The 12458-nt window shown below is 67.9% G+C and carries 12 protein-coding genes, 1 tRNA gene and 2 pseudogenes; 10 read left to right on the top strand and 5 right to left on the bottom strand.

The window, feature by feature from the left end:
* Positions 1-52 precede the first annotated feature (52 nt).
* Both cheB and AL346_RS05570 read left to right on the top strand, forming a co-directional pair.
* On the top strand, positions 53-1090 hold the full coding sequence (gene cheB, locus AL346_RS05575) for a chemotaxis-specific protein-glutamate methyltransferase CheB (RefSeq protein WP_019401587.1): 1038 nt from the start codon (positions 53-55) through the stop codon (positions 1088-1090).
* Positions 1083-1913 carry a protein-glutamate O-methyltransferase CheR gene (locus AL346_RS05570; protein WP_019401586.1) on the top strand — a complete coding sequence of 277 codons (831 nt, stop codon included), beginning with the start codon at positions 1083-1085 and terminating at the stop codon, positions 1911-1913. The genes cheB and AL346_RS05570 overlap by 8 nt, the downstream gene beginning before the upstream one ends.
* A gap of 120 nt (positions 1914-2033) precedes the next feature.
* Here AL346_RS05570 and ctrA read toward each other — a convergent pair whose 3' ends face one another.
* Positions 2034-2735, bottom strand: coding sequence for a response regulator transcription factor CtrA (ctrA, locus tag AL346_RS05565; RefSeq protein ID WP_019401585.1), 702 nt, complete (start codon positions 2733-2735; stop codon positions 2034-2036).
* A 612-nt stretch (positions 2736-3347) separates the two neighbouring features.
* On the opposite strand from ctrA, the gene AL346_RS05560 reads away from it, so the two are divergent.
* Complete coding sequence (locus AL346_RS05560) at positions 3348-3716, top strand: hypothetical protein (protein ID WP_019401584.1); 369 nt, start codon at positions 3348-3350, stop codon at positions 3714-3716.
* 13 nt (positions 3717-3729) lie between these two features.
* Here AL346_RS05560 and AL346_RS05555 read toward each other — a convergent pair whose 3' ends face one another.
* Entirely contained in the window at positions 3730-4329 is a 600-nt protein-coding gene (locus AL346_RS05555; protein WP_019401583.1) for a GNAT family N-acetyltransferase, read from the bottom strand.
* A 231-nt stretch (positions 4330-4560) separates the two neighbouring features.
* Between AL346_RS05555 and AL346_RS05550 the strand changes: the two genes are divergently transcribed.
* Positions 4561-5562, top strand: coding sequence for a lysylphosphatidylglycerol synthase domain-containing protein (locus AL346_RS05550; protein WP_019401582.1), 1002 nt, complete (start codon positions 4561-4563; stop codon positions 5560-5562).
* Positions 5562-6398 (top strand): class I SAM-dependent methyltransferase, encoded by an 837-nt coding sequence (locus AL346_RS05545; protein WP_019401581.1) that lies wholly within the window; start codon positions 5562-5564, stop codon positions 6396-6398. The genes AL346_RS05550 and AL346_RS05545 overlap by 1 nt, the downstream gene beginning before the upstream one ends.
* A 13-nt stretch (positions 6399-6411) precedes the next feature.
* On the opposite strand, the gene AL346_RS25555 is transcribed toward AL346_RS05545, so the two are convergent.
* Entirely contained in the window at positions 6412-6666 is a 255-nt protein-coding gene (locus tag AL346_RS25555; RefSeq protein ID WP_019401580.1) for a helix-turn-helix domain-containing protein, read from the bottom strand.
* A 378-nt stretch (positions 6667-7044) separates the two neighbouring features.
* Positions 7045-7320 carry a DUF1153 domain-containing protein gene (locus AL346_RS05535; RefSeq protein ID WP_026015031.1) on the bottom strand — a complete coding sequence of 92 codons (276 nt, stop codon included), beginning with the start codon at positions 7318-7320 and terminating at the stop codon, positions 7045-7047.
* Between the two features lie 292 nt (positions 7321-7612).
* Here AL346_RS05535 and mnmA point away from each other — a divergent pair.
* The 3 genes and pseudogenes from mnmA (at position 7613) to AL346_RS05520 (ending at position 9698) form a co-directional block, all read left to right on the top strand.
* Positions 7613-8784: pseudogene (mnmA, locus tag AL346_RS05530) on the top strand (tRNA 2-thiouridine(34) synthase MnmA).
* A gap of 25 nt (positions 8785-8809) precedes the next feature.
* Complete coding sequence (locus AL346_RS05525) at positions 8810-9463, top strand: class I SAM-dependent methyltransferase (protein WP_019401577.1); 654 nt, start codon at positions 8810-8812, stop codon at positions 9461-9463.
* A 158-nt stretch (positions 9464-9621) separates the two neighbouring features.
* A tRNA-Met gene (locus AL346_RS05520) sits at positions 9622-9698 on the top strand.
* A gap of 175 nt (positions 9699-9873) precedes the next feature.
* On the opposite strand, the pseudogene AL346_RS25550 reads toward AL346_RS05520, so the two are convergent.
* Positions 9874-10102 (bottom strand): annotated as a pseudogene (locus AL346_RS25550) (amidohydrolase); the annotation flags it as partial.
* A 260-nt stretch (positions 10103-10362) separates the two neighbouring features.
* On the opposite strand from AL346_RS25550, the gene AL346_RS05515 reads away from it, so the two are divergent.
* Complete coding sequence (locus AL346_RS05515; protein WP_019401576.1) at positions 10363-11193, top strand: alpha/beta fold hydrolase; 831 nt, start codon at positions 10363-10365, stop codon at positions 11191-11193.
* A gap of 195 nt (positions 11194-11388) precedes the next feature.
* A complete protein-coding gene (locus AL346_RS05510; protein ID WP_019401575.1) occupies positions 11389-12417 on the top strand; it encodes a homoserine dehydrogenase in 1029 nt (342 codons plus the stop codon).
* The last annotated feature ends 41 nt before the right edge of the window (positions 12418-12458 follow it).

Here is a 12458-nt window from a genome sequence, read left to right as displayed (position 1 = left end):
CGGCCGGCCCGGGTGCCGGAGCATCGGCGGGGGCGGTGTCGTGATACGGGTCATGGTCGTCGACGATTCGGCCGTTGCGCGCGCCCTTGCGCTGCGCTGGCTGAGCGAGGAGCCGGGCATCGACGTGGTGGCGGAGGCCGAGACCGGCCGCGTCGCGCTCGCGCTCGTCGCGCGGGCCGCTCCCGACGTCATCGTGCTCGATCTCGACATGCCGGACATGGACGGCCTGACGGCCCTGCCGGAACTGCTGGCGGCAAGGCCCGGCGTCGCCGTTCTCGTCGTTTCGACGCTCACGCGACGCAATGCGGAGATCTCCCTGCACTGCCTGGCGCTCGGCGCGGCGGACTACGTGCCGAAGCCCTCCTCGCGCGGGGACGCGGACGCGCTCGCCACCTTCCGGAGCGAACTCGTCGAGAAGATCCGTGCGGTTGCGGGGCGGGGCCAGAAGCCCGACATCGTCGTGCCCCCGCGCCTTGCCGCGCCCGCGGCTGCGGCCGCGAGGCCTGCCTGTCTCGTCGTCGGCGCCTCGACCGGCGGCCCGCGGGCCGTCATGCGGCTGTTCGGCCAGCTGCCGGCATCGGTGCTGCGGCGCTTGCCGGTCGTCGTGGTTCAGCACATGCCGCCGATCTTCACTGCCGTCTTCGCCGAGCATCTGGCCGCCATCGCGGGCTGCGAGGTGCGCGAGGCCGAGGACGGCGAGGCCGTGCGGCCGGGGGTGATCCACGTCGCGCCGGGGGGACGTCACACCGGGCTCGTGCGAAGGGGGGCTGACGTTTTCCTGCATGTCCATGACGGCCCGCCGACCAACGTCTGCCGGCCGGCCGTCAACGTCCTGTTCGAGACGGCGGCCGCCGTCTACGGCCCGGCGGCGCTCGCCGTCGTGCTCACGGGCATGGGGCGGGACGGGCTCGCCGGGGCGCGCAGCCTCGCTGCCGCCGGCGCGCCCGTCATCGTGCAGGACGAGGCGACCAGCACCGTTTGGGGAATGCCGGGTGCGATCGCGCGCGAGGGGCTGGCGCGCGCCATTCTGCCGCTCGACGGCATCGCGCCGGCGATTTGCGTTTTCATGGAGGGGGGCGCCGATGACTGACGCCGATTTCGATTACCTGTGCACATTCGTCCGCGCCCGTTCCGGCCTCGCGCTGACGCCGGAGAAACGCTATCTCCTCGAAAGCCGGCTGCAGCCGCTCGGCCGCAAGCGCGGCTTCGAGACGCTGGAGGCGCTCGTAAGGGCGTTGCGGGCCGGCGATGCGGAGCTCGAGCGCGCCGTCGTCGAGGCGATGACGACCAACGAGACCTTCTTCTTCCGCGACAAGACACCCTTCGATACCTTGCGCAACGACATCCTGCCCCGGCTTCTGGAGGCGCGGGCGAGCACGCGGGCGCTGCGCATCTGGTGCGCGGCGGCCTCCACGGGCCAGGAGCCCTATTCGCTCGCCATGATGCTCGACCAGATGGGCGAGCGGCTTGCCGGCTGGCGCATCGAGATCCTGGGCACGGACCTCTCCACCCAGGCGCTGGAGCGTGCCCGCGCCGGGCTCTACAGCCAGTTCGAGGTGCAGCGCGGCCTGCCCGTCCAGCTCCTCCTGCGCTATTTCACGCAAACTGGCGACTCGTGGCAGATCGCGCCGGAGCTGCGCCAGCGCATCACCTTCCGGCCGTTCAACTTGATGCGCGACTTCTCGCCGCTCGGCACCTTCGACATCGTCTTCTGCCGCAACGTGCTGCTCTATTTCGACATGGCGATGAAGGCGGACATTCTGGCACGGATCGGGCGGCAGATCGCGCCGGACGGATGCCTGTTCCTCGGCGCGGCCGAAACCGTGATCGGCCTTGGCGACGAGGTCGAGATGCATCCCACCCTGCGCGGCGTCTACGTGCCGCGGCGGCGCGGCGCCACCCGGGCTGCGTGAACAGGGCAGCCGGCAGGGGCCATCGTCGCTGCCGGCCTCCATGATGAGAGGCGGACAAGAAAAAAGCCCCGCGATGCGGGGCTTTTCGTCGTGGCGCCTCTTGCCGGTCGGGAGGCGGCCTCAGGCGGAGATGCGCTCCTCGATCTCGCCGGGCTCGCGCAGCACGTAGCCACGGCCCCAGACGGTCTCGATGTAGTTCTTGCCGCTCGAGGCGTTGGCGAGCTTCTTGCGCAGCTTGCAGATGAACACGTCGATGATCTTGAGCTCCGGCTCGTCCATGCCGCCGTAGAGATGGTTGAGGAACATCTCCTTGGTCAGCGTGGTGCCCTTGCGCAGGGAGAGGAGCTCCAGCATCTGGTATTCCTTGCCGGTGAGGTGCACGCGGTTGCCCGCCACCTCCACCGTCTTGGTGTCCAGGTTGACCACGAGGTCGCCGGTCGTGATGACCGACTGGGCATGGCCCTTGGAGCGGCGCACGATGGCGTGGATGCGCGCGACGAGCTCGTCCTTGTGGAAGGGCTTGGTCAGGTAGTCGTCGGCGCCGAAGCCGAGGCCCTTGACCTTGTCCTCGATGCCGGCGAGGCCCGACAGGATCAGGATCGGCGTCTTGACCTTGGCGACACGCAGGCTCCGCAGCACCTCGTAGCCGGACATGTCCGGCAGGTTGAGGTCGAGGAGAATGATGTCGTAGTCGTAGAGCTTGCCGAGATCCACGCCCTCCTCGCCGAGATCGGTCGTGTAGACGTTGAAATTCTCGGATTTGAGCATCAGCTCGATGCTCTGCGCGGTGGCGCTGTCGTCTTCGATGAGCAATACGCGCATGTCAGGTCCCCAACCTCGCCCCGAGGCCCGCGCTGGCGGTGTCCCGGCTTTCCGACGCTGCCCGCGTTACGCCGCGGCGCTGGCGTCCGATCTTCCCACTCGTTCCGACTCGCGACGCTACGCCCAAATGGTTAACAAAAACTGATTCCCTCTTGCAAGAACCTCTCGCCAAAACATGTGAAAGTCGGCGTAAAAGATTGAATCGCAGTCGGTTTCCAGTTTCTACACAGTTAACGCAACGCATGAGGAAATCGGTGCAAGTGACTCATGTGACTCGCTTGCTCCGGCATGGCAGCCCGTGCCGCCGGTGGAGCAGACGTAGCCTCAGTCTTAACGACCTCGGTAAATGAAAGGTTGACGGGCGACCCCACGAACGGCGGCGTTGGATAACTCGCACGCGTCCGGGCGCTCGCGCTGGGGATCGTCCTGCTCGTCCGGGCCGGGTGCTGTTGCAGGAATGTCGCAATGGCCGCGTCATCGCCGTCGCCACGGCAGCAGATGCCTCCGGGTAAGGAAGAACTAACCTCCATCGGCGATGGTTCGACAGGTCAGCGGCCTTTTTGCGGCGGCTGTGCCCCGTCTTTGGCGGCTTGTCGAGGAGTAGTACAAGCGATGAAGTCGCGGAACACGCTTATTCGCCTGAAGCGCTTCCACGTGGAAGAGAAGCGCCGCAGGGTCCACCAGATCGAGACCATGTCGGCCGAGTTCACGCGCATGGCCGACGAGCTGGCGCGCGAGATCGCGGCCGAGGAGGCGCGGGCCGGCATCACCGATCCGGCTCATTTCGCCTATCCGACCTATGCGAAGGCGGCGGCGCAGCGGCGCGACAACCTGGTGCGCTCCGCCGAGGAACTGCGCGGGCAGCTCGACGAGGCCCGGGCCGAGCTCGACGAGGCGCTGGAGGAACTGCGCAAGGTCGAGCTGCTCGACGATCGCGAGACGGTTCGCGATTCCGCCCGCGAGGTGGTCGCCCACTGCTGACCGCGCCGGCCGCTCAGCGCGGCGGCGCGATCACCGGCACGTGCGGCGCCGCATCGGGCGGCAGGAGCCCTGCGAGACGCGGGTCGTCCATCACCTCGACGGCCCGCTTATAGGGGCGGAACCCCATCCGGACATAGAAGGGCAGGGCGCTCGGGTGGTCGAGGTGGCACGTGTGCACCATCAGCCGCCGGATCGGGCGCGACCATGCCCGTGCGAGGGCGGGCTGCATCAGCGCCCGTCCGGTGCCGCGGCCGACGGCTGATTCCACCAGCCCGCAATAGACGAGCTCGGCCTCGTCACCGCCGCGAAAGTCGAGTTCCAGCAGGCCGGCCTCTTCGCCGGCGAGCACGACGGCATAGGCCTCGACGTCCGGATCGGCGAGAATCCGGGCCACCTCCGCCGCCGGCATCGTCAGCCGGCTGGACCACAGCCACGGCCCGCCGACCGTCCTGAACAGCGCGAGATAACGGTCGACGTCGGCTGCCCCGAGCCGCCGCAGGGACAAATCGCCGCTGTCCCCCTTGCCGGTGGTCGGCGGCGCGGTCATCTCGAGGTAGGTGACCACCGTGGCGAGCTTGCCGGCAGGGATGTCGGTATAGCCGTCGCAAAGCATGGCCGGCGCTTCTCCAGATCCTGATAGGGGCCCGCGCCGTGGCCCCTGAAGCCGGCGGCGCGAGCCTTTCCCTGCCCTTGCACGAGAAGGCCGGCCGGCGTCAAGAAAGCCTTGCGGGCGGGCGCCCGGTCGGGCACAGATGCCGACAGGGATCGGCGAAGAATGCACCGGGAGTGCATCGGGGAATGCACTGAGGAAGCATTTGGCAGCGGGGGCGAAGCTCAAGGATCTATGAAGAAGAAGCTCGAGTATGTCTGGCCGGTCGTCGGCCTTGCCGCGGTCGTCTTTTCCGCCTGGCTCCTCTACCGGGAGCTGAAGGACATTTCCGCCAGCGAGGTGTTCGACAGTATCGCCGCCATCCAGTTGAAGCACTGGCTGCTCGCCGGCCTGTCCACGATCGTCGCCTATGGCGCGCTCGCCTGGTACGACCGCATCGCGCTCCTGCATCTCGGCAAGAAGCTCTCCTGGGTCGTCATCTCGCTCGTCTCCTTCACGACCTACGCGCTGTCGCACAATATCGGAGCCTCGGTGCTGTCGGGCGCCATGGTGCGCCTCAGGGCCTATGGCACGATGGGGCTCAGCCTCGCCGAGGTCGGCGTGCTCGTCGCCCTGTGCTCCTTCACCTTCGGCCTCGGCAGCGTCCTGCTCGGCGGGCTCGTGCTCGTCGGCGAGCCGGAGATCGTCAACCGGCTCGTCGAGGACGCGCCCATCTGGCTGTCGCGGCTTGCCGGCATTGCCATGCTCGCCTTCGTCGCGCTCTACGTGCTCGGGTCGTGGCGCGAGTTCAAGCCGCTGAAGATCGGCAATTTCGCCATCTACTACCCGCGCCTCAACATCACGCTGCGCCAGCTGTTCGCGGCCCCGCTCGAGCTGCTCGGCGCCGCCGGCATCATCTATTTCGCGCTGCCGGAAGCCGGCAACCCGGGCTATTTCGTCGTCCTCGGCGTCTTCCTCGCCTCCTTCTCGGCGGCGCTCATCTCGCACGCACCCGGCGGCCTCGGGGTGCTCGAGTTCGTCTTCCTCAAGGCGATGCCGGACATGGATCCGGCGGACGTGCTCGCGGCGCTGCTCGTCTTCCGGCTGTTCTACCTGCTGATCCCGCTCGCCTTCTCGATCGTCGTCGTGGTGCTGTTCGAGCGCTCGCGCATCGCCCGCACGCTCAAGGAGCGGGTCACGGCGAAGGTCGGCACCGGCAAGGCTGGCGCCTCTCGTTCGGGAGACGGCGCCTCCTGATGCCGGCATTGCGCACGCGCCTGCGCCGGCTCGCCTTCGGTCTCGGCACCGTCACTGGCCTTGCGCGCCGCGGCTATTTCATCCCCTACCGGCACGCCCGCGAGGCACGCTCTGCCCGCTATCCCGCCCTCGAGCCCCTCTTCGCGGCCGCAGCGCCGGCGATGGAGGCGACGCTCGCGGCGATCGACGTGGTGGCGGCTGAGCTTTCTGCCATTCCCGCCGAGGGAGCGGGGCTGCGCTGGCGGCAGATGTGGTTTCCCCGGCTCGACGCGGCGGCGGCCTATGCCATCGTGCGCCGCGAGAAGCCGGCGCGCATCGTCGAGATCGGCTCCGGCCACTCCACCCGCTTCATGGCTCGCGCGGTCGCGGACGGCGGCCTCGCGACCGCGATCACCTGCATCGATCCGGCGCCGCGCGCCGACATCGCCGCCCTGGCCGTGACGCATCGGCCGGTCGTGGTCGAGGATGTGGAGGGCGACGATTTTCCGCCATTGGCGGCGGGTGACGTCCTGTTCATCGATTCGAGCCACATCGCGATGCCGGGCAACGACGTCGACCGGCTGTTCCTCGACATCCTGCCGGGGCTGCCGGCCGGCGTCCTCGTGCATGTGCACGACATCTTCCTGCCCGACGCCTATCCGCAGGCGTGGGGCTGGCGCGGCTACAACGAGCAACTGCTCGTCGCAGCCCTGTTGCAGGGCGGCGGCTACGACATCGTCTTCGCAAGCCACTACGCCGCAACGCGCCTCGAACGGGCGGTTGCGGCGAGCGCCGCAGGCGCCCTGCCGCTGGTGGACGGCGCCTTCGAGACGAGCCTGTGGCTGCGCAAGCGCTGAGCGAGCCGCTGCTTCAGGCGGGAGCGTTGCGCGCGATGCCGCTGCCGGCCTCCGGCACGGCAAAGCCGGCGGCCGTGTAATCGGCGAGCTTGTTGCGCAGGGTGCGGATCGAGATGCCCAGCATGCGCGCGGCATGGGTTCGATTGCCGTTGCAGTAGACGAGCGTCGCGAGGATCAGCTCCCGCTCGACGACGGCCATGGGCTGGCCGACGAGCGCAAGCGCGGCGGGGAGGGTGGGCGGGAGCTCCCGGGGCGTCGCATTGCTCATCGCGCCGCACCGGCATCGCATGCCGTCATCAGCGAAGGTCCGGCAACGAACCGGCCGTGTGCCCGATAGGCCCATGTCTGCCGATATGCCCATCCCTGCCGAAGCGACCCTGCGTGCCGTGAGGGCTTCATTCCCATACCGCCGTCTCCGTGCGTGATGGCGCGAGCCGCAAGCCCCCGCCGCTGTGCGTGCGGATGTTTTCGCGCTTATGGTTAGGGAGCGGTTAAACGGCTCGCGACAATTGTCGCGTCCCGATGGAAAACGGTCACCGAGGGCGACGGCCGTTGCTTCGGAAGCGGAAACGCCGGCCCGGGGGCCGGCGTTTCCTTGTCTTTCCGAGGTTGCGTCCGGGAGACCGCACCACCCGGCGGAGACGGTTCACTGTCTGTAGTGCTGGATGCGCGTCGTCCGCAGGCCGGCGAGGCCGTGCTGGTCGATGGATTGCTGCCAGCTCAGGAACTCCTCCACCGTCAGCGTGTAGCGCTGGCAAGCCTCGTCGAGGCTCAGCAGGCCACCGCGTACGGCGGCGACGACCTCCGCCTTGCGCCGGATGACCCAGCGCTTGGTGGAGGACGGCGGCAGGTCGGCAATCGTCAATGGACTGCCGTCGGGCCCGATGACGTATTTCACCCTCGGGCGTTGGGGTTCGGTCATGATACGCTCACACTAACTCGACTGACCAACGTCGAGAGGGAGCTTAGACCTGCGTGATTTAAGATTTGCCTAAAGCAAAAGCTGCAGCGCATCCTCGTCGGTGATGCCGTCACGACGCTGCGAAGGCGGCAGGAATTGCCGGCTTCCAAGCCTGCAGGGCAGCCGCCGCCGCAAAGCCGACACACGGCCCGCCTAAGGGGAACACCGGGTTTTACTGCGCTTGCCGGGCATTATATGTATGCCCAAGCCAGCTGCACCTCCGCCTTGCCGGGCGGGGAGGAGAGGATGAGCCATGCTCAACAGCCTTGATCTCGCCAAGCCACCCGCCGAGACGCGCGTGGTCGTCGCCATGTCGGGCGGGGTCGATTCCTCCGTCGTCGCCGCGATGATGAAGCGCGACGGCTACGATGTCATCGGCATCACCTTGCAGCTCTACGACCACGGCGCCGCAGTCCACCGCCGGGGGCCTGCTGCGCCGGCCAGGACATCCATGATGCGCGCCGGGTCGCCGAGCGGCTCGGCATCGCCCACTACGTCCTCGACTACGAGTCGCGCTTCCGCGACGCGGTGATCGAGCGTTTCGCCGAGAGCTACCTTGCCGGCGAGACGCCGATTCCCTGCGTCGAGTGCAACCGGTCGGTGAAGTTCGCCGACCTCCTGGAGACGGCGCGCGATCTCGGCGCCGACGTGCTGGCGACTGGGCATTACGTCGCCAGCCGCCCCCTGGCGAACGGTCGCCGCGGCCTCTTCCGCGCCGCCGACCCGGAGCGCGACCAGAGCTACTTCCTCTATGCGACGACGGCCGAGCAGCTCGATTTCCTGCGTTTCCCGCTCGGCGACATGGCCAAGAGCGAGACGCGGGCGCTCGCCCACGAATTCGGCCTCACGGTGGCCGACAAGGCCGACAGCCAGGACATCTGCTTCGTGCCCAACGGCCGCTACACCGATATCATCGAGCGGCTGAAGCCCGGCGCCGTGGCGCCCGGCGACATCGTGCACGTGGACGGCCGGGTGCTTGGCCGGCACGAGGGCATCATCCACTACACCGTCGGCCAGCGGCGCGGCCTCGGCCTGTCGGTCGGCGAGCCGCTGTTCGTCCTCAAGCTCGATGCGGAGAAGGGCCGGGTCATCGTCGGTCCGCGCGAGATGCTCGGCACCGAGAGCATCAGGCTGCGCGACGTCAACTGGCTTGGCCCGGTGGCGCTCGACGCGCTGCCGCCCGAGGGCCTGGAGGTGGCCGTGCGGGTGCGCTCCACGCGCCAGCCCTGCCCGGCCTTCCTGCGACGCGACGCGGAAGGTGTGGAGATCGTCCTGGCCAGCGCCGAGGAGGGGGTTGCACCCGGTCAAGCCTGTGTCATCTACGATGGTGTAGATGGTCGTGCGCAGGTGCTGGGCGGCGGCACCATCCGCGCCACGCGTCCGGTGCCGATGCGCGAAACGCTCGGAGAGGGCGCGGTGGCCTGACGGAGACGGTTCGACGAGGGGGACAATGGCAGCGGCCGACATCAAGGGGCCCGATACGGCCTCGATGCGCAAGGCCTACGAGCGGTGGGCGCCGGTCTACGATGTCGTCTACGACAAGCTGACGGCGCCGGCGCGCCAGCGGGCGGTTGCGGCGGCGCTCGCCTGCGGTACGCGCATCCTCGAGGTGGGCGTGGGCACCGGCCTGTCGCTCGATGCCTATCCCAAGAGCGCGCAGGTGACCGGCGTCGACCTGTCCGAACACATGCTGCGGCGGGCGCAGCAGAAGGTCGACCGGCTCGGCCTTCGCCAGGTCGAGGCGCTCGCGGTGATGGACGCCTGCCGCCTCGGCTTCCCGGACGGGACCTTCGATGCCGTGGTCTCGCAGTTCGTCATCACGCTCGTGCCCGATCCCGAGGCCGCGCTCGACGAATTCGCGCGGGTGCTGCGGCCGGGCGGCGAGATCGTCCTCGCCAATCATTTCGGTGCTGCCGGCGGCGCGCTCGCCAGCCTCGAGGAGGCGGTGGCGCCGCTCGCCAGCAAGGTGGGCTGGAGCTCGGCCTTCAAGGCGGAGCGCATCGCCCGCTGGGCGCGCTCGCGCGGGGTGGCCGAAGTCGTCTCGCTCGAGTCGGTCTTCCCCGGCGGCTTCTTCAAGGTCATGCAACTGCGCAAGTTCGCCTGACCGTCGGGGAAGGCGAGAGACCGCGGGTTCTCCCGGCGGGCAATCCAAGGGCGCACACGCCTGCTGCACAATGCGTGGAAAGCGCGCGAGCTTCCTTGACAGCCGCCGCGCCACCTCATTATATCCCGCCGCACGGTGCCAAGCGCCGCGCCCGAAGGGGCGGAGTAGCTCAGCTGGTTAGAGCAGCGGAATCATAATCCGCGTGTCGGGGGTTCGAGTCCCTCCTCCGCTACCATCTTTCCCCACACCCCACGCACGCCGTTCGGATAGGCCTTCTCCCCGAGCAGGGCCTTGAGCCGGCTTGAGCCGGCCGGCGATCTCGACCTGGACCCCGCCCGGCTTCGAGGGATCGCGAGACGACCAGCCTGTCGGTCTCGCGGTCGAGTTCTCCCATCCTGGGTTGGAGCCGGCTCGGCACGCAGCTTCTCGATGATCGCGTCGTCGTCGGGATAGTTCCGGAAACCGCCGTCGGCGTCGACGACGCTCGTCATCCCGAGGCTGTTCCGCTCGCGCATGCAATGGCGGGACGAATTGATCTGGTACTCGCAATCCAGCTTCGGCCCCTTTGGCCAGCGGCGAACAGAGGATCGCCGCATTGGGCTGCGCCGGCAGCAGCTTGGTCGGATTGCCGGCGTCATCTCCCGAGGCCTCTATGACCGAGCGATGGCACGGTACGCGCCTCGCCACGATGTTCCGGGGCAGGAATCCGTCTGCGGCGGCAATCGGCCCGCAAGATCAGCACTTGCGCAGCAGCTTCCGCGCCGCAGCACGTTCGCCAACCCGCTAGAACCATCACGCGAAAAGCAGGTGGCAAGCGTTGCGACCCGGTGAGAGCGCCGCTGCGAAAGACTCCTGCCATTTCGGGTATCCGCTCAACCTGGTTTGGAAGGGGACGTGCAATGGCCACCATCACCACATCCGACGGGACCACCCTCTTCTACAAGGATTGGGGACCGAAAGACGCGCAGCCTATCGTGTTTCACCATGGCTGGCCGCTCAGCGCCGACGACTGGGACAACCAGATGCTGTTCTTCCTGTCCGAAGGCTACCGAGTGATCGCGCATGATCGGCGCGGCCACGGCCGGTCCGACCAGACCGACACCGGCAACGACATGGACACATATGCCGCCGACGTGGCTGAGATCGCCAAGGCGCTCGATCTGCGCGACGCGGTCCATATCGGCCATTCGACCGGCGGCGGCGAAGTCGCGCGTTATGCGGCGCGCGCCGAACGCGGCCGTGTGGCCAAGGCCATTCTGATCGCAGCGATCCCGCCGGTGATGGCTCAGTCCGACGCCAACCCGGGCGGCGTTCCGATGGAGGTCTTCGATGGGTTGCGCTCCGCCCTGGCGGCAAACCGCGCGCAGTTCTATCGCGATCTGCCGAGCGGACCCTTCTACGGCTTCAACCGGGAGGGCGCGAAGGTCAGCCAGGGCCTGATCGACAATTGGTGGCGCCAAGGCATGAGCGGCGGCGCCAAGGCGCATCATGACTGCATCGAAGTATTTTCGGAGACCGACTTCACGGAGGATCTGAAGGTAATCACCGTTCCCGTGCTGATCATCCATGGCGAGGACGATCAGATCGTGCCGATCGAGAACTCGGCCTTGAAGGCGATCAAGCTCGTCAGGGACGGCACGCTCAAGACCTATCCCGGCCTTTCTCACGGCATGTTCGCCACGCATCCGGATGTGGTGAACCCGGATATGCTGGCCTTCATCCGCGCCTGAGACGGCTTCGCCGAAGGCAGTCGGCGGCCGCGCCGGCCGCGATCGCCGCAAGCGCGCCTTCGTGCACGCCCTGCTCGCCGTCGCTGGCGCGAGGATAGACGGCCGGATAGGGTCGGCTTTCAACGGGAATGTGTTCGGCGCTGTTGGAAGCTTTGGCGATCCGTGCTCGATGCTCGAAGATAAGGCATTGAAACCATGAATGTCGTCAGGATCGCGATTGCCGGTTTCGGGGGCGTGGGCCGCGCCACAGCCAACCTTCTCCTGGCCCGCCGCGAGCGCTACCGGCAGGTCCATGGAGCCGACATTCGCCTCGTCGCCGTATGCGGCTCGCGATCCGGACTGGCCGACGCGGACGGTCTCGAACCCGGGCGCCTGGATGCGCTCGAGCCGGGTCTGTCGGGCCCGGCCTTCATCGAGGCGAGCGGCGCCGACATTCTCATCGAGGCGGGCCCCAGCGATTTTCGAACCGGGGGTCCCGGCCTCGCCTATATCCGATCCTCCCTCTCGTCGGGGCGCGACGCGATCGTCATATCCAAGGGTGCGCTGGTCCACAGCGGACCGGAGTTGCGGGCCCTGGCGCGATCCTCGGGCGCGATGCTGAAACTCAGCGGCGCCGCCGCCGCCGCGCTGCCGACGATCGACCTTCTCGAGCACAGCCTGAAAGGCTGCGAAGTGCTCGAGATCGAGGGCATTCTGAACGCCACCACCAACTACCTGCTCGACGCGATGATGAATCAGAACCTCGGCTTCGACGAGGCGCTGGCGCGCGCCCAGGCGGGCGGTTTCGCAGAAGCCGACCCGCGCAATGATACCGAGGGCTGGGACACCGCCAGCAAGCTCATCCTGATCGCCAATTTCGGCCTGGATGCCGACCTGACGATGGACGATCTCTCCGTCGAGGGCGTTCAGTCGATTGCGGCGCACGATATCGAAGCGTGGCGAAAGCAGCGTCTCGTTCCCAAGCTCGTCGGTCGCCTTGTCCGGACAGACAGCGCGACGCGGGCAGCCGTCGGCGTCCGGACCTACCCGCCGAGCGATCCGCTTGCGCATGTGTCGGGAAAGAACAAGGCGATCCGCATCACCACGGATGCGATGGGCGAGACGATCGCGATCGGATCCGGAACGGAGCCTCTCGCCACCGCGGCCGCCGCGCTGAAGGATCTCGAGCATATCCTGACGGCGAGAGCGGCGCGGGCTTCTCGTGGTTCGGGAGGAGAGGCATGACACGCTAATTCCATCGGCAAGCTTCCCGCCGCCAGGCGCCG

The sequence above is a fragment of the Chelatococcus sp. CO-6 genome, assembly GCF_001271345.1.
GTDB classification, from domain to species: Bacteria; Pseudomonadota; Alphaproteobacteria; order Rhizobiales; family Beijerinckiaceae; genus Chelatococcus_A; species Chelatococcus_A caeni.
Note: the sequence above shows the minus strand (reverse complement) of the source record. Positions and strands in the feature narration are given on the sequence as shown.

Bases quoted from the DNA above. Each gene is read 5' to 3' on its own strand.
- AL346_RS05550 (WP_019401582.1), top strand. From the start codon at position 4,561: ATGAAGAAGAAGCTCGAGTATGTCTGGCCGGTCGTCGGCCTTGCCGCG.
- ctrA (WP_019401585.1), bottom strand. From the start codon at position 2,735: ATGCGCGTATTGCTCATCGAAGACGACAGCGCCACCGCGCAGAGCATC.
- AL346_RS05510 (WP_019401575.1), top strand. From the start codon at position 11,389: ATGAATGTCGTCAGGATCGCGATTGCCGGTTTCGGGGGCGTGGGCCGC.
- AL346_RS05535 (WP_026015031.1), bottom strand. From the start codon at position 7,320: ATGACCGAACCCCAACGCCCGAGGGTGAAATACGTCATCGGGCCCGAC.
- AL346_RS05560 (WP_019401584.1), top strand. From the start codon at position 3,348: ATGAAGTCGCGGAACACGCTTATTCGCCTGAAGCGCTTCCACGTGGAA.
- AL346_RS05515 (WP_019401576.1), top strand. From the start codon at position 10,363: ATGGCCACCATCACCACATCCGACGGGACCACCCTCTTCTACAAGGAT.
- cheB (WP_019401587.1), top strand. From the start codon at position 53: ATGGTCGTCGACGATTCGGCCGTTGCGCGCGCCCTTGCGCTGCGCTGG.
- AL346_RS05555 (WP_019401583.1), bottom strand. From the start codon at position 4,329: ATGCTTTGCGACGGCTATACCGACATCCCTGCCGGCAAGCTCGCCACG.
- AL346_RS05545 (WP_019401581.1), top strand. From the start codon at position 5,562: ATGCCGGCATTGCGCACGCGCCTGCGCCGGCTCGCCTTCGGTCTCGGC.
- AL346_RS05525 (WP_019401577.1), top strand. From the start codon at position 8,810: ATGGCAGCGGCCGACATCAAGGGGCCCGATACGGCCTCGATGCGCAAG.
- AL346_RS05570 (WP_019401586.1), top strand. From the start codon at position 1,083: ATGACTGACGCCGATTTCGATTACCTGTGCACATTCGTCCGCGCCCGT.
- AL346_RS25555 (WP_019401580.1), bottom strand. From the start codon at position 6,666: ATGAGCAATGCGACGCCCCGGGAGCTCCCGCCCACCCTCCCCGCCGCG.